Origin of the sequence: Actinoplanes sp. KI2 (assembly GCF_025630775.1) — a bacterium.
Classification (GTDB): Bacteria; Actinomycetota; Actinomycetes; order Mycobacteriales; family Micromonosporaceae; genus Actinoplanes.
Genome location: NZ_JAOSZE010000003.1, coordinates 281,316 through 305,508, shown reverse-complemented (window position 1 = coordinate 305,508; position 24,193 = coordinate 281,316). Strand labels below are relative to the sequence as shown.

The 24,193-nt window shown below is 70.8% G+C and carries 24 protein-coding genes; 15 read left to right on the top strand and 9 right to left on the bottom strand.

Annotated features, from left to right (window positions below):
- Positions 1-201 precede the first annotated feature (201 nt).
- From ODJ79_RS04795 to ODJ79_RS04770, 6 genes are all read left to right on the top strand, one after another.
- Positions 202-861, top strand: a complete 660-nt coding sequence (locus tag ODJ79_RS04795; protein WP_263022075.1) for a GntR family transcriptional regulator — start codon at positions 202-204, stop codon at positions 859-861.
- 98 nt (positions 862-959) lie between these two features.
- Positions 960-2,564 carry an allophanate hydrolase gene (gene atzF, locus ODJ79_RS04790; protein ID WP_263022074.1) on the top strand — a complete coding sequence of 535 codons (1,605 nt, stop codon included), beginning with the start codon at positions 960-962 and terminating at the stop codon, positions 2,562-2,564.
- Entirely contained in the window at positions 2,561-3,253 is a 693-nt protein-coding gene (locus tag ODJ79_RS04785) for a cysteine hydrolase family protein (RefSeq protein WP_263022073.1), read from the top strand. Before atzF ends, ODJ79_RS04785 begins: the two co-directional genes overlap by 4 nt.
- Entirely contained in the window at positions 3,253-3,918 is a 666-nt protein-coding gene (locus ODJ79_RS04780) for a cysteine hydrolase family protein (protein ID WP_263022072.1), read from the top strand. The genes ODJ79_RS04785 and ODJ79_RS04780 overlap by 1 nt, the downstream gene beginning before the upstream one ends.
- A gap of 2 nt (positions 3,919-3,920) precedes the next feature.
- Entirely contained in the window at positions 3,921-5,537 is a 1,617-nt protein-coding gene (locus tag ODJ79_RS04775) for a regulator (RefSeq protein ID WP_263022071.1), read from the top strand.
- A gap of 52 nt (positions 5,538-5,589) precedes the next feature.
- Positions 5,590-6,000, top strand: a complete 411-nt coding sequence (locus ODJ79_RS04770; RefSeq protein WP_263022070.1) for a nuclear transport factor 2 family protein — start codon at positions 5,590-5,592, stop codon at positions 5,998-6,000.
- On the opposite strand, the gene ODJ79_RS04765 is transcribed toward ODJ79_RS04770, so the two are convergent.
- A complete protein-coding gene (locus tag ODJ79_RS04765) occupies positions 5,960-6,565 on the bottom strand; it encodes a DNA-directed RNA polymerase II (RefSeq protein ID WP_263022069.1) in 606 nt (201 codons plus the stop codon). The genes ODJ79_RS04770 and ODJ79_RS04765 overlap by 41 nt on opposite strands.
- A gap of 96 nt (positions 6,566-6,661) precedes the next feature.
- Between ODJ79_RS04765 and ODJ79_RS04760 the strand changes: the two genes are divergently transcribed.
- Both ODJ79_RS04760 and ODJ79_RS46980 read left to right on the top strand, forming a co-directional pair.
- On the top strand, positions 6,662-7,885 hold the full coding sequence (locus ODJ79_RS04760) for a GNAT family N-acetyltransferase (RefSeq protein WP_263022068.1): 1,224 nt from the start codon (positions 6,662-6,664) through the stop codon (positions 7,883-7,885).
- 434 nt (positions 7,886-8,319) lie between these two features.
- Positions 8,320-8,604: a hypothetical protein gene (locus ODJ79_RS46980; protein WP_317620634.1), complete on the top strand. Its 285-nt coding sequence runs from the start codon at positions 8,320-8,322 to the stop codon at positions 8,602-8,604.
- A 230-nt stretch (positions 8,605-8,834) separates the two neighbouring features.
- Here the strand turns inward: ODJ79_RS46980 and ODJ79_RS04750 are convergent, their stop codons facing one another.
- Genes ODJ79_RS04750 through ODJ79_RS04740 form a run of 3 tightly spaced genes read right to left on the bottom strand, consistent with a single transcriptional unit; the run spans position 8,835 to position 11,472 of the window.
- Positions 8,835-9,308 carry a ribose-5-phosphate isomerase gene (locus ODJ79_RS04750; RefSeq protein ID WP_263022066.1) on the bottom strand — a complete coding sequence of 158 codons (474 nt, stop codon included), beginning with the start codon at positions 9,306-9,308 and terminating at the stop codon, positions 8,835-8,837.
- A 56-nt stretch (positions 9,309-9,364) separates the two neighbouring features.
- On the bottom strand, positions 9,365-10,276 hold the full coding sequence (locus tag ODJ79_RS04745) for an alpha/beta hydrolase (RefSeq protein ID WP_263022065.1): 912 nt from the start codon (positions 10,274-10,276) through the stop codon (positions 9,365-9,367).
- On the bottom strand, positions 10,276-11,472 hold the full coding sequence (locus tag ODJ79_RS04740) for a DUF1015 family protein (RefSeq protein WP_263022064.1): 1,197 nt from the start codon (positions 11,470-11,472) through the stop codon (positions 10,276-10,278). Before ODJ79_RS04740 ends, ODJ79_RS04745 begins: the two co-directional genes overlap by 1 nt.
- Positions 11,473-11,880: 408 nt before the next feature.
- Between ODJ79_RS04740 and pepN the strand changes: the two genes are divergently transcribed.
- The gene (gene pepN / locus ODJ79_RS04735) at positions 11,881-14,463 is read left to right on the top strand and encodes an aminopeptidase N (protein ID WP_263022063.1); all 2,583 of its coding nucleotides are present in this window, start codon (positions 11,881-11,883) and stop codon (positions 14,461-14,463) included.
- A 29-nt stretch (positions 14,464-14,492) separates the two neighbouring features.
- Here the strand turns inward: pepN and ODJ79_RS04730 are convergent, their stop codons facing one another.
- From ODJ79_RS04730 to ODJ79_RS04720, 3 genes are all read right to left on the bottom strand, one after another.
- Entirely contained in the window at positions 14,493-15,059 is a 567-nt protein-coding gene (locus tag ODJ79_RS04730; RefSeq protein WP_263022106.1) for a Uma2 family endonuclease, read from the bottom strand.
- A gap of 627 nt (positions 15,060-15,686) precedes the next feature.
- Complete coding sequence (locus ODJ79_RS04725) at positions 15,687-16,103, bottom strand: DUF5130 family protein (protein WP_411267261.1); 417 nt, start codon at positions 16,101-16,103, stop codon at positions 15,687-15,689.
- Between the two features lie 31 nt (positions 16,104-16,134).
- Complete coding sequence (locus tag ODJ79_RS04720; RefSeq protein ID WP_263022104.1) at positions 16,135-16,401, bottom strand: hypothetical protein; 267 nt, start codon at positions 16,399-16,401, stop codon at positions 16,135-16,137.
- 268 nt (positions 16,402-16,669) lie between these two features.
- On the opposite strand from ODJ79_RS04720, the gene ODJ79_RS04715 reads away from it, so the two are divergent.
- Together ODJ79_RS04715 and ODJ79_RS04710 are read left to right on the top strand one after the other, a co-directional pair.
- A complete protein-coding gene (locus ODJ79_RS04715) occupies positions 16,670-17,158 on the top strand; it encodes a hypothetical protein (protein WP_263022062.1) in 489 nt (162 codons plus the stop codon).
- 7 nt (positions 17,159-17,165) lie between these two features.
- On the top strand, positions 17,166-17,984 hold the full coding sequence (locus tag ODJ79_RS04710; protein ID WP_263022061.1) for a class F sortase: 819 nt from the start codon (positions 17,166-17,168) through the stop codon (positions 17,982-17,984).
- Positions 17,985-18,318: 334 nt separating this feature from the next.
- Here the strand turns inward: ODJ79_RS04710 and ODJ79_RS04705 are convergent, their stop codons facing one another.
- On the bottom strand, positions 18,319-18,867 hold the full coding sequence (locus ODJ79_RS04705; protein WP_263022060.1) for an HNH endonuclease: 549 nt from the start codon (positions 18,865-18,867) through the stop codon (positions 18,319-18,321).
- A gap of 191 nt (positions 18,868-19,058) precedes the next feature.
- Here ODJ79_RS04705 and ODJ79_RS04700 point away from each other — a divergent pair, with 191 nt between their 5' ends.
- From ODJ79_RS04700 to ODJ79_RS04685, 4 genes are all read left to right on the top strand, one after another.
- Positions 19,059-20,129 (top strand): mechanosensitive ion channel family protein, encoded by a 1,071-nt coding sequence (locus ODJ79_RS04700; protein WP_411267258.1) that lies wholly within the window; start codon positions 19,059-19,061, stop codon positions 20,127-20,129.
- A 202-nt stretch (positions 20,130-20,331) separates the two neighbouring features.
- Entirely contained in the window at positions 20,332-21,801 is a 1,470-nt protein-coding gene (locus ODJ79_RS04695) for an MFS transporter (RefSeq protein ID WP_263022059.1), read from the top strand.
- Positions 21,802-21,842: 41 nt separating this feature from the next.
- Positions 21,843-22,241, top strand: a complete 399-nt coding sequence (locus ODJ79_RS04690; protein ID WP_263022058.1) for a globin — start codon at positions 21,843-21,845, stop codon at positions 22,239-22,241.
- Positions 22,242-22,315: 74 nt separating this feature from the next.
- Positions 22,316-23,569 (top strand): PKD domain containing protein, encoded by a 1,254-nt coding sequence (locus ODJ79_RS04685; RefSeq protein WP_263022057.1) that lies wholly within the window; start codon positions 22,316-22,318, stop codon positions 23,567-23,569.
- Here ODJ79_RS04685 and ODJ79_RS04680 read toward each other — a convergent pair.
- On the bottom strand, positions 23,566-24,147 hold the full coding sequence (locus ODJ79_RS04680) for a YbjN domain-containing protein (RefSeq protein WP_263022056.1): 582 nt from the start codon (positions 24,145-24,147) through the stop codon (positions 23,566-23,568). The genes ODJ79_RS04685 and ODJ79_RS04680 overlap by 4 nt on opposite strands.
- Between the last annotated feature and the right edge of the window lie 46 nt (positions 24,148-24,193).

The following is a 24,193-nucleotide window of genomic DNA, read 5'->3' as shown; positions in this document are numbered from 1 at the left end:
TTCCGGCCCCCGTGCAGTCGGAATTTGCACGGCCCTGTCCCGCGGGGGCCGGAACGGTAATGTCCGGCCGATGACGTGGTTCTGGACGTTACTCATCGTGATCGGCGTCGCCATGGTGGTGGTAGCCGTGTGGCCGAGTGTTCGCGGTGGCAAGAAGGGTGACTCGGAGACCGACTGACGCGGGCTGGCACACTACCAAGGGTGAGCGACGAAGAGCTGGCGGCCTACAGTCTCGTCGAGCTTGCCGTCGACCGGCTGCGGCGCGACATCCTGAGCGGACGGACCGATCCCGGCGAACGCCTCGTCGAGGAGCAGCTGACCCGCCGCCTGGGTATCAGCCGGGCCCCGTTGCGCGAGGCCATGCGGCTGCTCGCCCAGCAGGGACTGGTCGAGCACATCCCCCGGCGCGGGGCCCGGGTGGCCACCCTTTCCGACGACGACGTCCGCGAGCTGTACGAGGTGCGCGACGTCCTCGAGCGGCACGCGATCACGACGATGCCCGCCACGCCCGACCTGACCGGGCTGCGGGCCGCGCTCGACGTCATGCGCAAGGCGACCGAGACCGACGACCGGCTCGAGCTCGCGAACGCGCATCGGCGCTTCCACACCGAGGTTGTCCGGCTGGGCGGCAATCGCCAGCTCACCGAGCTGTACGAGTCGATCCTGGTGCGCATCCAGCTCTACATGGCGGTGAACATGCGCCGCGAGGCCGAGACCGCCCGCGCCGAGGACGGCGTGCGCCGGCACGAGCAGTTGTTCGCGGCGGTGGAGACCGGGGATGCCGAGGCCGTCCGGGCCACGCTGGGCCGGCACGGCGCCCGCACCTATCTGACCAAGCAAACCCGCACGTATCTGACCTAGCAACCCGCACCTATCTGACCAAGCAAATCTGACGTAGCGAAACCGCGGCGTTACATGGCGAAGCCATCGCCGAAACCAAACTGTCGACAATCGACGATGTGGACGCACACGAGGTCGTCGACGCGGTAACCGCGAAGCTGGGCGGCGAGGGTGTCTGGATCAGCACCTTCACCGCCGCGCAGCTGCACCGGCGCGCGGACGAGATCGACCCCGCGTTGCCGCTGGCCGGGGTGCCGTTCGCGGTCAAGGACAACATCGACGTGGCCGGACTGCCGACGACCGCCGCCTGTCCCGGGTTCGCGTACCGGCCGCAGCGGCACGCCGCGGTGGTGCAGCGACTGGTGGACGCCGGCGCGATCGTGATCGGCAAGACCAACCTCGACCAGTTCGCGACCGGGCTGACCGGGACGCGCTCGCCGTACGGGACGCCGGAGAGCGTCTTCGGCGGCGACCTGATCTCGGGCGGCTCCAGTTCGGGCTCGGCCGTCGCGGTCGCCGGCGGAGTCGTGCCGTTCGCCCTGGGCACCGACACGGCCGGCTCGGGACGGGTGCCCGCGGCGCTCAACGGCATCGTCGGGGTAAAGCCGACCCGGGGTCTGCTCAGCACGCTCGGCGTGGTGCCGGCCTGCCGCTCGCTCGACTGTGTCTCGATCTTCGCGGCGGACCTGCCGCTGGCCGAGCGGGTCCTGCGGGTCGCCCGCGGCCGGCACCCCGAGGACCCCTGGTCGCGGGACGGTCGCCGACCGGTGATCGCCGAGCCCCGGATCGGCGTACCGGAAAGCTTGGACTTCTTTGCGGACGCCGGGCAGGAGAAGGCGTTCGCCCGGTTCGCCGGGGATGCGACCGTGGACATCGGGCCGCTGCTGGAGGCCGGCGAGCTGCTGTATCGCGGGCCGTGGGTGGCCGAGCGGCTGGCCGATCTCGGCGGGTTCCTCGAGGCGAACCCCGAGGCGGTGCTGCCGGTGACCCGGCGGGTGCTGGAGACCGGACACCGGTTCAGCGCCGCCGACGCCTTTGCGGCACAGCACCGCCTCCAGGAGCTGAAATCGGCCGCCGATCGGATCTGGGAGCGGGTCGACGTGCTCGCGCTGCCGACGATCGGCACCACGTACACCCGCGCCGAGATCGCCGAGGATCCGATCGGCCGGAACCTCACCCTCGGCCGGTACACGCAGTTCGCGAACCTGCTGGACATGGCCGCGGTGACCGTGCCGAACGGGTTCACCGCCGACGGCCGGCCCGCGTCGATCACGCTGTTCGGCCCGGCCTTCAGCGACGACACGCTGATGCAGAGCGCCCGCGCCCTCCCGGTCGACGACCGGATCACGATCGCCGTGGCCGGGCTGCACCTCTCCGGCGAGCCGCGCAACGGCGAACTGCTGGACCGCGGCGGCACGCTCGTCGGCACGGCCCGCACCGCGCCCCACTACCGCCTGTACCACCTGCCGTCCGGCGCGCCCGGCCTGGTCCGGGTGGCCGAGGGCGGGGCAGCCATCGACGTCGAGCTGTGGCAGCTGCCCGCCGGGCAGGTGGGCGGCTTCCTGGCCGGGATCCGGGCGCCGCTCGGGCTGGGCCGGGTCGGGCTCGACGACGGCGCCGAGGTCACCGGATTCCTCTGCGAGGCCTACGCGGCGGCCGGCGCCCCGGACATCACCGCCAGCGGCGGCTGGCGGAACTACCGGAGGAAAGGAGCGAACTGTTGACCGCGACGATCGGGCCGGTGCAGGCCGACCCGTACCCATGGCCGTTCGACGGCCGGGCGCCGGTGACGAGGACGGCGCTGATCTGCATCGACTGGCAGACCGATTTCTGTGGCAAGGGCGGCTACGTCGACTCGATGGGCTACGACATCGAGCTGACCCGGGCCGGTCTGCCGGCCACCGCGAAGCTCCTGGAGCACGCCCGCGACCTGGGCATGCTCGTGATCCACACCCGCGAGGGCCACGACACCGACCTGTCCGACCTGCCGGCCAACAAGCGGTGGCGCTCGGCCCGGATCGGCGCCGAGATCGGCGGTGCCGGACCGTGCGGGCGGATCCTGGTCCGCGGCGAGCCGGGCTGGGAGATCGTCCCGGAGGTCGCGCCGGTCGCCGGCGAGGTGGTGATCGACAAGCCGGGCAAGGGCGCTTTCTACGCCACGAACCTGGACCTGGTCCTGCGTACCCACGGAATCACGCATTTGATCCTGACCGGCATCACCACGGATGTCTGCGTGCACACGACCATGCGCGAGGCCAACGACCGCGGGTACGAGTGCCTGATCCTCAGCGACTGCACGGGCGCGACCGATCCCGGCAACCACGAAGCGGCGCTGCACATGGTGACCATGCAGGGCGGGGTCTTCGGCTGCGTCGCCACGTCCACCGACGTCATAGCAGCAACGGAGGCATGATGCCCACCGTCGACGCCAAACCCGGGCCCTTCACCTTCGACACCGACTCCACGGCGCTGGTCGTCATCGACATGCAGCGCGACTTCCTGATGCCGGGCGGCTTCGGGGAGAGCCTCGGCAACGACGTGTCCCAGCTGCGGCGGACGATCAAACCGCTGGCGGACCTGATGGCAGCGTGGCGGGCGGCCGGGCTGCCGATCATCCACACCCGCGAAGGGCATTTGCCGGATCTCTCCGACTGCCCACCGGCCAAGCTCAACCGCGGAGCGCCGAGCATGCGAATCGGCGACCCCGGCGCTTTCGGGCGCATCCTGATCCGCGGTGAGTACGGCCACGACATCGTCGACGAATTGCAGCCCCTCCCCGGCGAGGAGGTCGTCGACAAACCCGGCAAAGGCGCTTTCTACGCGACCGACCTGTCCGAGATATTGGAGAAATCGGGCATCACGTCGCTGGTGGTAACCGGCGTAACGACCGAGGTCTGCGTCCACACCACCGTCCGCGAGGCGAATGACCGCGGCTACGAGTGCCTCGTCCTGGCCGACTGCGTCGGCTCCTACTTTCCCGAGTTCCAGCGGGTCGGCCTTCAGATGATCGCCGCGCAGGGCGGCATCTTCGGCTGGGTCGCCCATTCCCCCGAAGTAATCGCTGCCATCCGGGAGTAAAGATGACCACAGAAACCGCCAAGCTGCCCTATTGGGTCCGCGGCGACACCAACGCCTTCTTCGGCTTCGGCGTCAACGTCCTGGTCAACGTCCTCACCCTCACCGGCCTCTGCATCGGCGTGATCAAGATGCCGGCCGGCGACGTCTTCGGCGTCATCCTGCCGGCGCTGGGCATCGCGCTGGTCGCCGGCAACATCTACTACACCTATCTGGCCCGCCGGCTCGCGGCGAAGGAGAACCGCACCGACGTCACCGCGATGCCGTACGGCCCCAGCGTCCCGCACATGTTCATCGTCATCTTCGTGATCATGCTGCCGATCTACCTGTCCACGAAGGACCCGATCGCGGCGTGGACGGCGGGCATCGCCTGGGCGTTCATCATCGGCGTGATCGTGCTGATCGGCGCGTTCGTCGGCCCGTACATCCGGAAGTACGCGCCGCGGGCCGCGCTGCTCGGCACCCTGGCCGGCATCTCGATCACGTTCATCTCGATGAACCCGGCCGGCAATATGTGGGCGGCCGCGTGGATCGCCCTGCCGGTCTTCGGCCTGCTGCTGATCGGCCTGCTCACCGACGTGAAGCTGCCGTTCAACATCCCGATCGGGCTCGCCGCACTGCTGGTCGGCACCGCGATCGGCTGGATCGGCGGGTACATGAGCGTGCCCGACGTGACCGCGGCCGCCAAGGACATCGCGTTCGCTTTCCCGCACCTCAAGATCAACCTGCTGATCGACGGACTCAAGGACATGGCCCCGCTGCTGGCCACGGCCATCCCGCTCGGCGTCTACAACTTCACCGAGGCGATGACCAACGTGGAGAGCGCCGCGACGGCCGGCGACAAGTACAACCTGCGCAGCGTGCTGCTCGCCGATGGCGCCGGCGCGGTGATCGGCTCCTGCCTCGGCTCGCCGTTCCCGCCCGCCGTCTACGTCGGGCACCCCGGCTGGAAGGCGGCCGGCGGCCGCACCGGCTACTCGATGGCGACCGGCATCGTCATCGCGCTGCTCTGCTTCTTCGGGATGTTCGGCCTGCTCGGCACGATCTTCCCCACCCCGGCGATCGTGCCGATCCTGCTCTACATCGGCCTGTTGATCGGCGCACAGGCATTCCAGGCCACGCCCCGGGCACACGCCGCCGCGGTGGTGGCGGCGCTGATTCCGAACATCGCCCAGTGGGCCACCGGCCTGATGGACAACGTCTTGTCCGCCGCCGGGACGAGTGCGGCGCAGGTCGGCAACGACGCGCTGGCCGGCGCCGGTGTCGTCTACGGCGGGCTCAAGACGCTCGGCGAGGGCGCGATCCTGGCCGGTCTGGTGCTCGGCGCCATCGTCGCGTTCATCATCGACAAGCGGTTCTGGCAGGCGGCGATCTTCTCGGGCGCCGGTGCCGCACTCACCTTCGTCGGCCTGATCCACGCCCCGAAGGTCGAGCTGAACGCGAACTTCCAGGTCACGCTCGGCTATCTCTTCCTCGCCACGGTCTGCGTGTTGTTCGCGCTCACCCGGCCGGTGCCGCGGGCGCCGGACGAGGACGAGCTCAAGCTGCTCAGCGAGGAAGTCTCCGGCAACACGTTCACCGAGGCGCCCGAGGGCGGCGTTCCGGTGCCGACTCAGGCCTGAATCCTTTGCGACGGCCCGGCGCGACCCTGCGCCGGGCCGGGACGGAGCGCCCATGGAGTTCGACCGGCCCGACGTGATCGCCGAGGTCACGGCCGCCTTCGCGGCCTACGAGCGGGCCCTGGTGGCCGACGACGTCGAGGCCGTCCTCGGCTTCTTCGCCGACCGGGCGATCCGCTTCGGCATCGCCGACCAGCAGGCCGGCATCGAGGAGCAGACCAGGTGGCGGCGTGCGCAGGGCGGTCTGCCGCCGGGCCGTCGTCTCGAGGACACCACCATTTGCGGGTACGGGACGAGCACCGCCATAGTGACGACCCTCTTCGGCTATCCCGGCTCCGACGTTCTCGGCCGCCAGTCGCAGACCTGGGTGCGGCTGCCCGTGGGGTGGCGGATCGTGCACGCGCACGTCTCCGAGCCGGCCGGCGTCAGCTCAGGTGTCCGGTCACCCAGTGGTACGCGGTCATGACCCACTCGGTCTGCTGCAGGTTGGTGATGCCGACGCCGACCAGGAACAGCGCGGTCACCAGGTGCGACCCGCGGGCCGAGTGGCGCTGCCGGTGGAAGGCGCGCTCGAGCACGTAATAGCCGACCACGCGAGCCAGGCAGAAGACGCCGACCGCGACGATCAGCGTGACCACCAGCAGGATGATCGAGGTGGCGAGCGAGCCGCCGCCGGAGAGCGCCCAGATGCCCCAGCAGACGAAGGCGAAGAGCGCGGCCGCGTTCGACCACTCGCTGCCGCGACGCAGCTCGTGCCAGCTCCAGCTGATGCCGCGGGCGGCCGGCGCCTCGGCGCCCGGCCAGCCGACGCCGGTCGGCTCGTGCTCGGCGAACTGGCGCTGCGGGGCCTGCGGGTTGACCCGGGCGCGGCCCTGCGTGAACGGCGAAGGTGCTGCGCCGCCGGCCACGACCGTGGCGTCGGCGGCGCCGGTCTGCGGGCCGATCGGCCCCGGCGCCGTGGGCTGGTCGGCCCACGGGTCCTGCGGTGGCATGTCGAGCGTCCGCTCATACCGGTGCGGTTGCTCAGGCATCGTTCCCCCTCAGTAGTTCTTGCCGGCCCCCACAACGACTGTAGCGAGCCGGCAAATCGTTCGCGTTCACCGGCCGCTTCCGTTACACAGAACTTCATGGACGAATCCGTGCGTCTGCGTCCGGCCACCGCCGAGGACCACGACGCCATCACCGATCTGCTCTCGTACGTCTTTCATCACGACTGGGACGAGGAAAGCCGGCAGCTCGACAAGCTCGTCTGGGAGCCGGAACGCTCGCTCGTGGCCGAGGACGCCGGCTCGATCGTCGGCCATACCAACGCGCTGACCCGGGACCTGACGGTTCCCGGCGGCGTGGTGCCCGCCGCCCATGTGACCGGCGTCGGCGTGGCGCCCACCCACCGGCGGCGCGGGCTGTTGCGGACCATGATGCACCGCCAGCTCGGCGAGATCGCCGAGGCGGCGCGCGAGCCGATCGCGGTGCTCTGGGCCAGCGAGACGGCGATCTACCCGCGCTTCGGCTACGGCCCGGCCGCCTCGGTGATGTCCATCCACGCGATGACCCGGGAGCTGCGGGTACGCCCCGACGCGCCGGGCGCCGATCTCCGCCTTCGCCTGATCGACCCGAAACAGGTCCGGGACGACCTGGCCGCCATCTACGCCCGGGTCGCCGCGACCCGGGTCGGCTGGTCGAGCCGCCCCGGCAACTGGTGGGAGTTCCACCTCGCCGACCTCAAGGACAACCGCGACGGCGCGACCATGCGACACGGCGTGATCTGCGAGGATGCCGACGGCCGCCCGGCCGGCTACGCGCTGTGGCGGGTCAAGGGCAAGTGGGACGCGTACGGCCCGGACGCCGAGGTGCGGGTCACCCAGGTGGCCGCCGACGACCCGGGCGTGTACGCCGCGCTGTGGCGCTTCCTGCTCGGCATCGACCTCGCCCGCAGCCTGCGCTACGACGGCGCGGTCGACGAGCCGCTGCACCTCATCGTCGACGAGCCTCGCCGGCTGGGCCGTGGGTACGAGGAGGCCCTCTGGGTGCGGGTGGTCGACCTGCCGGGCGCGCTGGAGGCCCGGCGGTACCTCACCCCGGTGGACGTGGTGCTCGAGGTGACCGACCCGCTGTTCCCGGCGAACTCCGGCCGCTGGCGCCTCACCGGCGGCCCGGACAAGGCGAGTTGCGTGCGCACCGGCGAGGCGCCCGACCTGACCCTGACGATCACCGAGCTGGGCGCGCTGTATTTGGGCGGCACCACGCTGGGCGCGTTGCTGGCCGCCGGCCGGGTCCAGCCGCTGACCGCCAACATTCCGTACGCGGCGTTCGGCTGGCACCGCCTGCCCAACCCGATCGAGGTGTTCTGAGCGCCGCGGACGGCGGTACCGTCGGCGACATGGCCGAGCCCGAACGCCGACGCCGCCGCCTGCGTCCCTCGTCGTCCTCCGCGTCCGCACCTTCGGGGGCGCCGCCCGGCGACCCGTCGTCCCCGCCCGCGGGGGCGACCGTCGAGACGGCCGCCCCGGGCACCGCGCGGGAGAGCACGGAAGCGCCCGGCACGGCGACCACGGGGACGCCCGGCACGGCGACCACGGGGACGCCCGGCACGGCGACCACCGGGACGCCCGGCACGGCGACCACGGGGACGCCCGGCACGGCGACCACCGGGACGCCCGGCACGGCAACAGCGGGGACGCCCGGCACGGCGACCACGGGAGCGACCGGGGCGGCGACCACGGGAGCGACCGGGGCGGCGACCACGGGAGCGACCGGGGCGGCGACCACGGGAGCGACCGGGGCGATCGCTGAGGTCGGTGAGCAGCCGGCCGATCGCGGTCTTCGCCCGGCGCAGCCCCGGCGCGGCGGCAACGGCGGCGGGCCGGGCGGGGCGGGCGACGACCGCGAGACCGAGCGCGGCCTGCGCGGCCTGGTCGGCTCGGGATCGTCGCAGGTGGGCGTGGGTGCCGCCCTGCGCGCGCGAGACGCGGCCCGGCCCACCGACGAGCAACTGGCCGACGCCGAGCGCAACCTGACGATCGTCCGGCGCAACTGGGTCCCCCGCGAGGAACTCCCCCGCAACCGCTGACAACCGCCCCAGGCAAGCGGTCAGGGCCTCGCGGCGAGATTTCGGGTGTCGGGACATAAATCGGATTATGGGTACGAGGCGGGCGGCGGCTGCCCTGCCATGCAGGACAACCCGGCAGCCGGGTGACGGGGGGTGACCCACCACCCGGCCGATCCGCAAAACCGGGGACTTATCCGAACTCGTACGGTAAAGGGCGCGTAAGTAACCCGGAAAGCGCAACCACAGCCCGCTCAGGACGCGGGGAGGTCGGGGAGCTTTCTCGTCCGCTCGTAGTCGGAGACCTGGGCGATGCGGCGGACGTGGCGCGGGTTGCCGCTGAACGGGGTGGCCAGGAACGCATCGACGAACGATGTCGCCTCGTCGAGGGTGTGCTCGCGGGCGCCGAGGCTGATGACGTTGGCGTCGTTGTGCTGGCGGGCCAGTTGGGCGATCTCGGTACGCCAGACCAGGGCGGCCCGGACGCCGTCGATCTTGTTGGCGGCGATCTGCTCGCCGTTGCCGGAACCGCCGATGACGATGCCGAGGGAGCCCTCGTCGGCGACCACCTTCGCGCCGGTGTGCAGGCAGAAGGCCGGGTAGTCGTCCTCCGGGTCGTAGACGTGCGGTCCCACGTCCACGACGTCGTGGCCCTGCTTGGTCAGGTGGTTGACGAGGTGCATCTTCAGTTCGTAACCGGCGTGGTCCGAACCCAGGTAGACACGCATGGTCGCAGTCTCTCAGACGGTCTTCGGCTTTTTGCTCGCAGTGCCGCCGAGCCGCCTCAGAACAGCAGAGCGGCGCGCAGCGAGAACGCGACCTGGTCGGTCGCGGCCCGGGCGGCGTCGATCAGGGCGAGCTTGCGGGCGAAGCCGTGGTTGACGCCCATGTAGCGGGTGTGCACCACCGGGACGCCGGCGGTCAGCAACGCGTCGGCGTAGTCGGCACCCTCGTCGCGGAGGGCGTCGTACTCGGCGGTGATGATCAGCGTGGACGGCATGCCGGACAGATCGGGCGTGGCGAAGATGGCCGCGTCGGGGGTGAGGCACTGCCTCGGGTCGGGGATGAAGGTCTCCCAGGCGAGCTTCATCGCGGCGCGGTCGAGGCCGTAGGAGCCCAGCTCGTCGTAGGAGGCGGCCGCGGTCATCGGATCCAGCGCCGGATAAATCAGGATTTGGTGGTCTAGCGGGGTGGCGGCGTCCCGCTGCCGACGCGCGGTGATCGTGGCCAGTTGGGCGCCGGCGCTGTCGCCGCCGATCGCCAGACGGGAGACATCGACGCCCAGCTCGGCCTTACGCACATAGGACATGACGGTCGAAACGTCGTCGAGCGCGGCGGGAAACACATGCTCGGGCGCGAGCCGGTAGTCCACCGAGAGCACCGCGCAGCCGGACCGGTCGGCGATCCGGCGGCAGACCCGGTCGACGGTCTCGATGCTGCCGTAGCACCAGCCGCCGCCGTGCAGGTAGACGAAGAGCGGGGCGTCCGGCCGCGACGCGTAGAGGCGGCAGGGCACGCCGTCCGCGTCGACGTCGACGACCACCGGAAGCGGCAGCGCCGGGCCGCACTCCTCGTCGACCGCCTCCTCCATCGCCGCCCGGGCGAACTTCAGCTGCTCGTACGGGTCGTCGGTGGGCATGGCCGCGGGTGGCCGGCGGCGGATCCTGGCCGCCGCCGTCACCTGGGGATGGAGCATCAGTCGAGCTGGGACAGGACGAGGCCGCCGCGCGCCTTGGGGGTGAACCAGGTGCTCTTGCGAGGCAGCTTCTGCCGCTCCAGGTTGACCTTGACGAAGTCGTCGACGGTGACCGGGGCGATCAGCACGGCCAGCTCGGCGTGCCCGGCATCGACCTCGCCGCGCAGCCAGGCCGCCGAGTAGTCGCCGCCGATGTAGGAGATCCGCTTGTCGCCCGGGTCGAGGCCCAGCACGTCGCCGAGCAGGACCCGCTCGACCAGCGCGTGGTCGAGGTTCTCCACCGTCGGCAGGTTCGGGTCGGCGGGCAGGCCGATCGCGAAGGTGCGGCCGCCCAGGTAGAGCTCCACCGTGCCCTTGGCCGGGATGCCGGCCGGCCGGGGCAGCTCGGTGACCGTGGCGCCGGCCGCGTCGAGCCGGCGCAGCAGCTCGTCGACCGGCAGCGGCAGCTCGCCGACCAGCCGGTTGTACGGCTGGATCGCGACCGAGCCGGGCGTGGTGATCACGGCGAGGAACCGCGGCAGCCGACCGGTCTGCGCGGCCAGGCTGCGGTGGTTGCCGTCGGCGACCACCAGCTCGCCGCCGCCGGCCAGCGCGGTCAGCTCGTCCTGCAGCGGGCCGGGGCCGACCGGCCAGATGGCGTGGGTGCGGCCGGACTGGTCGACGTCGGTCGCGGCCGGCTCGCCCGCCGACTCGGTGGCGGCGGCGAGGGCCGCGTGCAGCTCGTCGCCCTTGGCGGTCTGCAGCAGGAGCACGGGCGACAGCAGCGTCCCCAGCGCGCCGGCCAGTGCGACCCGCTCGCGCACCTTCTCGATGAAGACTTCCTCGTTGCGGATGACCAGCCCGGCCTCGTCGGCGCTCGCGGAGATCTGGTCGGTATCGACCGTGCTCCACAGGCCGTACGCGGTCGGCTCGCCGGGCGCGCTGATCCGGTAGAGCACGACGACGTGCTCGGCCGGGACGTAGTTGCCCTCGGCACGCTCCAGCGCGAGCCGGGCCACCGCGTCGGGGAGGGAGTCGGTGAAGGACTTGCCCACGCTCTCCGGCGCGAGGTGCGGCATCTCGACGGCGAGAGCGCTGTGCGGGTTGGCGGAGATGATGGCGGTGATTTCGGCGTCGTCGGCGAACTCGTCGTAGTTCTGCGCGCCGGTGACTCCCGTGGTGAGCCAGGCCCGGCTGATCGGATGCACGACCGTCATGGGGCGCAACCTACCTGGCCGGACGTCGGTGCCGGCCCACCGGCATGTTCGCGCGTGACCTGGCTAACTGCGCTTTCCGCCAGGGGTCGACGGGGCGGGCGACCGGGGCCGCCGAGACGATCACCGGCGGAGCTACCATAGCGGCCATTTCGGGCGTCAGGCCCACCCAGTCGGCGCGCTGCACCGCGATCGTCGATGAGGCGATCGTCTCCCTGTCGGACATCTGTCCGTCTCCGCTCGCTCATGGGGGTGTCCGTTACCCCATCCAACGACCGGTAGTCGGCGACGGTGGTGTGATTCCGTTTTCTCGCCTGCGAAATCGGGCGTACGTACTCCGGGTGAGGTAAGCCACGCCCCGGCCGCTTAGGCTGGCAGCGAATAGCTCGTGCGCTCTTAAGGAGAGTGGCTGTGGCCGGAGTTCGAAACTTGACCCAGGTGGAGGCCGCCGATCGCGCCCGCCTGCTCGAGGTGACCGGATATGACGTCTCGCTGGACCTGACCGACGGGCATGGCAATCCGGGCGACGGCACGTTCCGCTCCACCACGGTTGTCACGTTCCGCTGCGCCGAGCCGGGCGCCGAGACGTTCATCGAGACGGCCGCGGTCTCGGTGCGCTCCGCCACGCTGAACGGCACGCCGCTGGCGCTCGACGGGTTCTCGGCCGAGAAGGGCCTCACCCTGACCGGCCTCGCCGCCGACAACGAGCTGGTCGTGGAGGCCGACTTCGCCTACTCGGCGAGCGGCCAGGGCCTGCAGCGCAGCCTCGACCCGGTGGACAAGGAGATCTACCTCTACAGCCAGTTCGAGACCGCGGACGCGCAGCGGGTCTTCGCCTGCTTCGACCAGCCCGACCTGAAGAGCGTGTTCACCTGGCACGTCACGGTGCCGACGCACTGGAAGGTCGTCTCGAACATGCCGGTCGAGCGGGAGGAGCCGGCCGGGGCGGGGGCCAAGACCGTGCACTTCCGCACGTCGCCGCGGATGAGCACGTACATCGCGGCGGTCTGCGCGGGGCCGTACCACGAGGTCCGCTTCGCGCACGACGGCATCGACATGGGGTACTTCTGCCGCGCCTCGATGGCGCAGTACATGGACGCCGACGAGCTGCACCTGGTCACCACCCAGGGCTTCGACTTCTTCCACGAGCAGTTCGGGGTGCGCTACCCGCTGCCGAAGTACGACCAGCTGTGGGTCCCCGACTTCAACGCCGGCGCGATGGAGAACTTCGGCTGCGTGACGCACGCCGAGGCGCACTACATCTTCCGGTCGCAGGTCACCGACTTCGAGTACGAGCAGCGGGCGAACACGATCCTGCACGAGCTCGCCCACATGTGGTTCGGCGACCTGGTCACCATGCGCTGGTGGAACGACCTGTGGCTGAACGAGTCGTTCGCCGAGTGGGCCAGCCACTGGTGCAACTCGCGGGCCACCCGGTTCACCGATGCCTGGACGACGTTCCTGTCCGTGCGCAAGAGCTGGGGCTACCGCCAGGACCAGCTGTCCTCCACCCATCCGGTGTACTGCGAGATGCCCGACCTCGAGGCCGTCGAGGTCAACTTCGACGGCATCACGTACGCCAAGGGCGCCGGCGTGATCAAGCAGCTGGTCGCCTACGTGGGCCTGGACTCCTTCCTCACCGGCCTGCGCGCGTACTTCGACAAGCACGCGTGGGGCAACGCCACCTTCGACGACCTGCTCACCGAGCTGGAGTCGGCGTCCGGCCGGGAGCTGCGCAAGTTCGCCGCCCAGTGGCTGGAGACCGCGCAGGTCAACACGCTGCGCCCGCTCTTGGAAATCGGCGCGGACGGGTCGTACACCAGCGTGGTGGTCAAGCAGGAGGCGCCGGCCGACTATCCGACCCTGCGCACCCACCGCATCGGTGTCGGCCTCTACGACCTGCGAGGCGACCGGTTGGTCCGCCGTGACCTGCTCGAGCTGGACGTCGCCGGCGAGCGCACCGAGATCCCGTCCCTGGTCGGCGTGCCGGCCGCGGACGTGCTGCTGCTCAACGACGACGACCTGTCGTACACGAAGCTGCGGCTCGACGAGCGCTCGATGGCCACGGTGGTCAACCACATCGCCGGCTTCGAGTCGTCGCTGTCCCGGGCCCTGGTCTGGAACGCGGCGTGGGACATGCTGCGCGACGCCGAGCTGGCCGCCCGCGACTACGTGACGCTGGTCTGCTCCGGCATCCAGGGCGAGACCGACATCAACCTCACCACCTGGACGGTACGGCAGGCGGGCAGCGCGGTCGCGCAGTTCGCCGACCCGGCCTGGCAGCCGACCGGCTGGGCGAAACTGGCCGAGCTGGCCCGGGGCGCGCTGGCCACCGCCGAGCCGGGCAGCGGCTGGCAGCTGTCCTGGGCGCGGTCCTTCATCACCGCCGCGCGCACCCCCGACGAGCAGGCCCAGCTGCGCGGCTGGCTCTCCGGCACGAACGTCCCGGCCGGGCTGGTGATCGACACCGAGCTGCGCTGGCAGCTGCTGCAGGCGCTGGCCTCGCTCGGCGCGGCCACCCGGGAGGAGATCGAGGACGAGCTGGCCACCGACCGTACGGCCAGCGGCGAGCGGGAGGCCGCGATCGCCCGCGCGCTGATCCCCACGGCCGAGAACAAGGCGGCGGTCTGGGCCGAGCTGACCAGCGAGGCCGGGGTGCCGAACTGGCTCAACCGATCGCTGCTGAGCGGCTTCCAGAGCTCCAAGCAGGTCGAGCTCACCGCACCGTACGCGGCGAAGTTCTTCGAGGTCGTGGGCGACCTCTGGGCCCGGTCGGACAGCGAGCCGGCGCAGGAGTTCGTGATGCTCGGCTACCCGACGTACCAGATCAACGAGGACACGGTCGCGCTGACCGACGCCTGGCTGGCCCGCGAAGGGCAGCCGGCCTCACTGCGCCGGTTGGTCGCCGAAGGCCGCGACGGTGTGGTGCGGGCCCTGAAGGCGCGGTCCCGCGACGTGGCGGCCGCCGCGGAACAGGCCGCAACGGCCGGCTAGATCAAGCGGTCGCAGGCCGCCACGGCCGGCTAGATCCAGGCAGCCGGGGCGACGCGGATCGGATAGGGGGCGGCGAGCTTGACCGGCTCGGCGCCCTCCACGCTGTGCTCGGACCGATAGCGCGAGCCGCTGAGGATGTACGTGCGCAGCAGCGGCGTGGCGTGGCCGGGCTCGATCCGCCAGAACGCGTGGATGCCGGCCTCCGCGTACAGCGAGGGCTTGAGGATGCGGTCGTAGCGGCGGGTCGCCGGGGTCTCCACCTCGACCACCAGGGCCACGTCGTCGGGGTCGCTCCAGACGGCGCCGGAGGAGCGCGGGCGCAACACGGTGACGTCGGGCACCAGGTTGCTCACGCCGATCTCGATCCCCAGCCGGGCGCAGACCCACCAGCCGGGCGGCGCCGCCGAGCGGAGCGTGGTCACGACGGCGCGGACCACGGCCTCATGCGATTCCGGGGGCGGGGGCGCCGCGTGCAGGCAGCCGTCGACGATCTCGTATCGATGGCCGTCGGGCGGGAACAGGTGCAGATCGGGCTCGGTCCACTCGCCGTCCGGTGCGCTCCACCGGGGCGGGGTGCTGGCCACCTGACTCGACATCACCAAGCGAACCACCTCCATCACCGCGGGTTGCCAGCCTACTCACGCCGCGTTGTTGCCGCCCGATTTCCACGCGATTTCGCACATGCCAAAACACCCTCCCCCCACAACCCCAACCGCCAAAACCCCCAAAACCCCCAACCCGTCCGTGCACGGCCCGCGACCGCCCCACCGATAACACCGGTATCTGCAGGACGCCCCCGGTCCGGGTACGACCCGCGATCGCCCCGCTGATAACGCCGGCATCTGCAGGGCGCCCCTCGACCGGGAACGGCCCGCGATCGCCCCGCTGATGACGCCGGTATCTGCAGGGCGCCCCTCGACCGGGAACGGCCCGCGATCGCCCCGCTGATGACGAGAGGCCGCTTTTCGCCACCGCGGGGTTTGCGGTGTCGAAAAGCGGCCTCTCGTCATCAGCCTCAAAGGGGCGATCGCCCGCGGAGCGAAGCGGAGCCAGCCAGCTCAGCCGCACGGGACAGTCCCCCCACGCGACTCATCTGCCCGACCGCACCCACCGGCCGCACGGCACGGCCACCCCACGTGACTCATCCGGCCGACCGCACCCACCGGCCGCACGGGACGGTCACCCCACGTGACTCATCCGACCGCACCCACCGACCCGGCCAGCTACCGCCGACCGGCGTGCGAGGCCAACTGGTCGATGCCGGAAAGAATGCCCCCCGCCAGGTCACCCCCGGCGAACGCGGCCGCCATCGACAGCCCCGCCAGCTTCGCGTCCCGATCGGTGACGCGCTTGCGCGCCTCATTACCGGTGACGATCTCCAGCTTGCGCTGGTTCGGCGAGATCGCGATCAGGATCGCGTGGTCGGAGTCGTCGATCTGCTTGTGCAGCTTCTCGGCGGACTCGCGGGTCGGTGCGTCCAGTTCGCCGATGTAGACGCTGAAGGTCAGGCCGGTCTGCTGGTCGGCGGAGCGCAGCGCCTCGTCGAGCCGGAGCAGCTGACGGGTCGAGAAGGGACCGTCGGCGACCGTGGCGGGCTGCCCCACGACGGTGTCGCCGCCGGGGTGGTCGAGGGTGGTCAACGGCTGCTCGTGCTCGGCAGCGTGTCCCAGTTCACCAGCTGTCACTTGCGCCTCCTACAGGGCCGGGGAGGACCCGGTGACCGGTGCTGTCCTCGAGGACCGGCGCCGCGATCGCTCGCCGGTGGTGGTCGTCGGCGGCCGCGGTCACGCCGTTGACCTGCTCCGGCGAGGACAGGAACCAGATCGGCTGGAAGTCGTACGGCCGGCCCGGGCGGTAGCGCTTGGTCCGGCGGGTGCGGTCGCTGCCCGAGAAGACGAGCGTCACCACCAGGGTGATGATGGCGGCCGGAATGACCACGTAGACCAATACGGTGTTTGTTATCGACAACCTCAACGCCCCCAGGCGCAATGTTTCAGTTGATCCGAACAACAGTCACGGTAGCGGAGACCGGGACGCCCCGGACGGTCGGGTCGTCAAGTAGGCCCTCGGTCCGGTCCGGGACGGCAGGCAGGGCAGATGCGGTATCCCGCCGTCGGGATCTACGCGGAGATGGCGCGGAGATGCGAAAATCACCCTCACGCGCCGTTCGTATCCTGATGTCCGCGGGCGGCAGGAGGGGGATCTCATGCGCCGGTCTGTCCCCGCCGCCCTGGCGGCGCTCGTCATGGGCCTGTTCGTCCTGCTGTTCGGCGCCGCGCCGGCCCGCGCCGCGGCGATCTACCTGGAGGTCAACCCGAGCACTGTCCCGGCCGGCGACCAGGTCGGGCTGCGGGCCTCCTGCACCGACAACCTCAAACCGGCGTCGGTCTCCTCGGGCCTGTTCGGCACGGTCGCGGTGAATCCGGAGTTCGGCCTGCTGACCGCGACCGTGACGATCCCGGGCGGCGCCAAGCCCGGCGACTACAAGATCGACCTGCACTGCCCGGACAACAAGAGCGCCTCCGCCACCCTGCATGTGGTGGCGAAGGTGGAGCCGGCGCAGGGCCCGGCCACCGGCGGAGGCGGCATGGCCCCCGAGCGGTACGCGCCGATGCTGATCGGCAGCGGGCTCGTGATCTTCGGGGCGGGCGTGGCCCTCGGCCTCATCTCCCTGCGACGCCGGCGCGTCGGCTGAGGCCGCCGTGGCTCGCCGACCGACGCCGGTGACCGGCCGGCGCATGCCCGAGTCGGTGGTGCGCAAGCAACCCGCCGAGATCGTCGCGCCGCCGCCCGGCACCATCACGGGCCCGCTGCCGCCCACTCCCCCCGCGCCCGGTCGTCATCCCTTTCGGGCGCCGCATCCCCGGCCCCTGCCCAAGGAGCCGCCGCGCCCCACCCGCGGCCGGCGGTCGTGGCCGATCGGGCTGATCGTGCTCGCGCTGCTCTTCCTCGGCCTGTTCGTGCTGGCGATGGGCATCGGGGCGGCCACCAGCATCGACCTGCCCAGCATGTTCGAGCGCAAGTCGGCCGACGAGCCGCCGCCCAAGTCGTTCCCGGTGCTCGACCCGAGCCGGCCCGAGCGCCTGACCATCCCATCGATCAAGGTGGAGGCGCCGATCCTCGACGTCGGACGGGCCGCGGACGGGTCGATCGGGGTGCCGCCGCTGCGCCGGCACGCCGAGGCCGGCTGGTTCGACGGCGGACCGACGCCCGGGCAGTACGGGCCCGCGCTGATCGTGGGGCACGCCGACACCAGGACCGGGCCGTCGGTCTTCTACCACCTGGACCAGTTGAAGCCGGGGCAGAAGGTGGAGGTGCTCCGCGCCGACAACTCGGTGGCGGTCTTCGAGGTGAACTCGGTGGAGCACTTCAACAAGGGCAAGCTGCCGATCGCCCGGGTGTACGGCGACTACAGCCGCCCGTCCCTGCGCCTGATGACCTGCGGCGGCACCTGGATCGGCGGCAGCACCGGCTACCAGGACAACATCGTCGTCTTCGCCTCACTCATCAGCACCAGGTAGCGCCCCGCTGCGGGGCGGCTCACCCAATCGCGATCTGCAGGGTGCCCAGTATCACGCAACGGCCCGCGATCGCCCCGCTGATGAGGAGAGGCCGGTTTTCGGCACCGCGGGGTTTGCGGTGTCGAAAACCGGCCTCTCCTCATCAGCCTCAAAGGGGCGATCGCCCGCGGCGCCGGAGGCGACGCCAGCCAGCTCAGCCGCACGGGACAGTCCCCCACGCGACTCACCTGATCGACCGCAACCACCAACCAACCGCACGGGACAGTCCCCCCACGCGACTCATCCGATCGACCGCACCCACCAGCCCAGCCAGAGCCAGCCAGCGCAGCAAAAATCAGGCCGCCTCGGCAGGTTCTGCCGCGGCGGCCGGAAGGTCGAGCCAGTCTGCCCAACGAGGGTCTGGCGTACGGTGCCCGAGCACCCGCCAGGCCACTCCACGTGGTGCCTGCGGTATCGCGTGCAACCGCCACCCGAGCTCGGCCGGCGTCTTGTCGCCCTTGCTGTGATTGCACCTGGCGCAGGCGGCCACCACGTTCTCCCAGGCGTGCAGCCCGCCCCGGCTGCGCGGGAACACGTGGTCGATGGTTTCGGCCGACCCGCGGCAGTAGGCGCAGCGACCGCCGTCCCGGGCGAAGATCGCGCGGCGGGAGAGGCCGACGTGTGTGCGGTACGGCACCTTCACGTACCGGGTCAGGCGCACCACCGAGGGAACCGGGAGGAGTTGGTGGGCGCTGTGCAGGATGCCGTCGCCGTCGGTGACGCACTCGGCCTTGGCGGTCAGCACGAGGATGGTCGCCCGACGCACCGATACGACGCACAGCGGCTCGTACGTGGCGTTGAGAACTAACGCGGATGAGCCAACTGTGGGTCGTATGTCAGGCATCGTGATCACCCTCCGGTAGGTGCTGCCAACCGCTCCCGGTGCTTTCGGTGTCCGTGGTCCGTGCGCCAATAGTCCCTGATGAATGACCAAATTGCGAGCGTAATCCGTGGCGGCACGGTAAACGTCTGAGGTCTGTGAGCTGTGTGACGCCTGAAAGCCGGGTCAAGGTTCGCCCGGTACGGTAGCTCTCCGTGCTACTTCTTGCCCCTTCGCCCACGCCGTCACCGACGCCCGACGTGTACAAGACCATCGACGTGACCAAGATCTGCAACACCGACGTGGTGTGCAGCCGGGTCCTCGAGTGGACGGGCAACCAGTGGCTGGCCAACTCCAGCTACTGGATCATCGTGAAGCCGCTGCGGATCCTCGGGATCATCCTGGCCGCGCTGCTGATCCGGTGGCTGCTGCACCGGGCGATCAAGCGATTGGCCAACAGCACCACCAGAGCTTCGATGCCGGCCCTGCTCAAGCCCTTGAAGGAGCGGACCGCGCCGACGGCCGAGGAGGGTCAGTACATTCCGGAGCGCCGGCGCCAGCGGGCCGAGGCGATCGGCTCGGTGCTGCGCAGCTTCGTCACGGCCGTGGTCTTCACGATGGCCGCGCTGCTGATCTTCGGCGAGCTCGGCTTCAACCTCGGCCCGCTGCTGGCCAGCGCCGGCATCGTCGGCGTGGCCCTCGGTTTCGGCGCGCAGAGCCTGGTCAAGGATCTGATCGCCGGGCTGTTCATGCTGCTCGAGGACCAGTACGGGGTCGGCGACACGGTCGACCTGGGCGAGGCGATCGGGGTCGTGGAGACGGTCGGGCTGCGGATCACCACGATCCGGGACATGCGTGGGGTGCTCTGGTACATCCGCAACGGCGAGATCGTCCGGGTTGGGAACAAGAGCCAGGGCTGGGCCCTCGCGGTGATCGACATCCCGATCGGCTTCATCAACTCGGAGGAGGCGATCGGCGTGCTGAAGGGCGCCGCCGAGACGGTCGCCGCGTCGCCCGAGCATCAGAACGAGTTCATCGAGCCGCCGGACGTGATCGGCGTCGACCAGCTGACCGTGGACGGCGCGGTCATCCGGACCATCGCGAAGACCACCGCGGAGGCCCAGCCGCTCGTCCAGCGGGAGTTGCGTCGCGCGCTCACCGAGGCGCTGGACCTGGCCGGACTCTCCGAACGCATCGCCGCCTCTCGATTGGTTCCGCGCCCGGCGGTGCCGCCGGTTTTTGTGCAACCTTCGGAAACCGGCCGGGAGCCCGGTGGGGCCGAATGAGCTGGGGTTAGTTCTAACGGGGGATGGTCGACCTCAACCGAAAGGCCGACATTCCGCTCGTACGCCCTAGCATCGACTCGGACGATCGGGCAGAATCCGCTAGAGCATCTGCACATGCGGCATCACGTTCCCGCCGACTCACATGCGGGCGTGCCCGGCCGATCGTCGCGACCCGGCGAACGCCGAGATCGATGGAGGACTGGTGTCCGAGGAAACCGCCCGGACGGCCGACGCGGCCAAGGCAGTTACGGAAAGCAACGGCCTCGTCACCTTCCGGGACGTCTTTGCCCTCCCCGAGTACCGCGCGGCCTACGCGTCACTGCTCGTGAACTGGGTCGGCGACTACCTGGCCAAGGCCGCCGTCACGCTGCTGGTCTATGAGCAGAGCGACTCGGTGCTGCTGTCCGCGGCCGCCTTCGCGGTCAGCTTCCTCCCCTGGATCATCGGCGGGACGCTACTGTCCGCGCTCGCCGAGCGATACCCGTACCGCCGCGTGCTGATCGCCTGCGACCTGTTCCGGATCGTGCCGGTCGCCCTGCTGCTCGTGCCGCACCTGCCGATCTGGGTGATGGTGGTGCTGGTCTTCCTGGCCAGCCTCGGCACCCCGCCCACCCAGTCGGCCCGCTCGGCGCTGCTCCCGCATCTGGTCGGCCGGGAGAAGTTGCCCACCGCGATCGCCATCAACCAGACCACCACCCAGGCCTCCCAGGTCTTCGGCTATCTGGTCGGTGCCACCATCGCCACCGCGATCAGCCCCCGGGTGGCGCTCGGCGTCGACGTGCTCAGCTTCATCCTCTCCGCCACCTTCATCGCCCTCGGCATCCGGCCCCGCCCGGCGCCCCGCAGCCAGGAGCAGCGCAAACATCTGCTGCAGGAGTCGGCGGAGGGCTTCCGGCTGGTCTTCGGCACGCGGGTGCTGCGCTCGGTCCTCCTCCTGATCTGCCTCGCCGCGATGATCGTGGTGCTGCCCGAGGGCCTCGCCGCCGCCTGGGCCGCGCTCGGCAACACCGATCCGACCGCGCGCGGACTCGAGCAGGGTCTGATCATGGCGGCCGTGCCGGTCGGCTTCGTGATCGGTGGGCTGCTCACCACCCGGCTGGTCAGCGCGGATCGGCGAGACCGGCTGATCCAGCCGTTCGCGGTGCTGTGCGGGCTCTCCCTGGTGCCCATGATCCTCAACCCGCCGCCGATCGCGGTCGCGCTGCTGGCGTCCCTCTCCGGGATGGCGCTGGGCGGGCTGTCGCCGACCCTGAACGGCAAGTTCGTGCTGATGATCCCGCACGGATACCGCGCTCGGGCGTACGGCGTGGTGCAGACCGGGATGCAGTTGAGCCAGTTCGCGGGCGTGATGGTCGCCGGGCTGCTGGCCAACAGCTACTGGCTGCCGCTGGTGGTGGGCATCTGTGGCCTCGTTTCGACGGCCATGCTGGTCGCGCTGGTGAGCCGATGGCCGGCCAAGGAGGAGTTCGACGAGGCGATCGCGTACGCGGCGGCCACCATGCCGCCGGTCGTGCCCGCACCCGGGTCGCCGGTCGAGGCGCATGCCCCGATCACCTCGTACCAGCCGCACCACGCGGCGACCACGCCGGGCGAGACCACCGCGGCGACCAGGCTGTCGACGTACCACCCGCACCACGCGGCCACGACGAGCGTCACACCCGAGGCACCCTGACCGCACCGGACGCTCGCCGAGTGGGCTGGCAGGATGGAGTCGTGACCGCCGCACCCGCTCCCGACGAGGTCAGCCTCTACGACGCGATCGGCGGCGAGCCCACCTTCCGGCGGCTCGTCGACCGGTTCTACCAGGGCGTCGCCGCCGACCCGCTGCTCCGCCCGATGTATCCGGAGGAGGACCTGGGGCCGGCCGCCGACCGGCTGACCCTGTTCCTGATGCAGTACTGGGGCGGGCCGAACACGTACTCGGCGAGCCGCGGTCACCCCCGCCTGCGGATGCGGCACGCGCCGTTCAAGGTCGACCCGGCCGCCCGGGACGCCTGGCTGACGCACATGCGCGAGGCCGTCGACTCGCTGGGGCTGCCCGAGCCGCACCACACGGCGCTCTGGGACTATCTCGAGCGAGCGGCATATTTCATGGTCAACAGCATGGAGTAGCACGTTTCCGACACCGTGCGTGGCTCGTTGAGGGGGATGACAACTAGTCGATCATTCCGCCTGGAGCGTCCCGCATGCGCCGTCGCCCGCTCGCCGCCGCCTTGATCGTCGTAGCCGCGGTTGCCTGCGCTCAACCGGCCCATGCCGATCTGGCCCAGGCCACGATCGTCTCGGCCGACCCGGTCGACTGGACGCCGCACGTGCTGGACGGCACGGTCTGGACCATGGCCGTAGTCGGCGACACGATGGTGGTCGGCGGGACGTTCAACCGGGTCGCCGACAGCACCCGCCGGAACACCTACGCCCGGAAGAACATCTTCGCGTTCAACCTGACCAACGGCGAGGTCGAGCCCTTCGCGCCGGCGGTGGACGGCCCGGTCTACGCGCTCGCCGCGGGCGCCGGGGACACCGTTTACCTCGGCGGCGCGTTCAAGACCGTGGACGGCACACCCGAGCGCGGCCTCGCCCGGGTGTGGATGACCGGCCAGCGGGTGCCGACCTTCAACGCGGATATCAATTGGGGCGATGTCCGGGCCCTGGAGAACAAGGGCAATTTCGTGTACGCCGGCGGCACCTTCTCGGCGATCAACGGGGTGCACCGGGACGCGCTGGCCCGGATGAACGCGGTCACCGGCGCGGTGGACACCGGCTTCGACGCCAAGCTGACCGCCCCCGGCCTCGCCCGTACCCGGGTCGAGCATTTCGACATCTCCCCGGACGGCAGCAAGCTGGTCGCGATCGGGGCGCTGCTCAAAGCCGGCGGCTACGACCGCACGCAGATCGCGATGTTCGACGTCTCCGGCCCGACCGCGGCGCTGACCAGTTGGTATACCGACGCGTACGTGCCGCAGTGCATGAAGGGTTTCGACACCTATCTGCGGCAGGTGAAGTTCTCCCCGGACGGGTCGTACTTCGTGGTGGCGGCGACCGGGCGGGCCTCCTCGCCGAGCCGGCTCTGCGACTCGGCGGCCCGCTTCGAGACCGGCGGGCCGGGCCGGCACAACCCGACCTGGGTGCAGCACACCGGCGGCGACTCGCTGTACGCCGTGGCGGTCACCGGCGCGGCCGTCTACCTGGGCGGGCACCAGCGCTACCTGGACAACCCGTACGGCTCGGACGCCAAGGGCCCGGGCCCGGGCGCGGTCTCCCGGCCCGGCATCGGCGCGGTCAGCCCGATCACCGGGCGGGCACTGGCGTGGAACCCGACCCGCTCCCGCGGCGTGGGCGTACGCACGTTCGTGGTGACCCCGCGCGGCCTTTTCGTCGGCAGCGACACCGACCAACTCGGCCACGAATACCACGGCCGCGTCGGCATGTTCCCGCTTTAGAGCAGGGCGCCCTCGTCGTGTAACCAGTCTACGAAGGAGGTCGCTACGGCGGCGCCGCAGTCGAGCATCTCGACCAGGAGAGCATCGTGGGTGCCGGCGGCGAGCGGAACCTGAAGCTCCGCATAGATCGGCAGCTGGCCGCGCTCGGTCGGGTCCCCCACGTACGCCTTGCAGAAGCGGCGCGTGTGGTTCCACTCGTTGACCACCCGGTAGGCCCGGTCGGCCCAGTCCGGCGGCACCGTCGAATGCGGACGGGCACGCATCACGAGGATCTCGTCGTCGGGCCCCTCGAGGGTGAACAGCACGGCGTGCCGTTCCCACATCGCCAGCAGGCTGCCGCCGCCGTCCGCCAGGAACCTGATGTCGAGCAGGTCGAGCGCCTTGCCGATGCGCGCGAGCGTCACCTGCGAGATCTGCTCGCACTCCTCGGTCTTGGTCGCCTCGGCCGGAATCGTCACCCGGCTCGGCTCACGCTGCGCCGGAACCCCGACCCGAACGGTGCTCCGCACCGAAGAATCGCCGTCGGTATCCGGCGGGTTGCCCGCGGCCGAACCCGGACGCCATGACCACCACGGCATCGTTGAGCACCTCACTCCCCAGCAGACCCATCGCCGGACGTAGCGA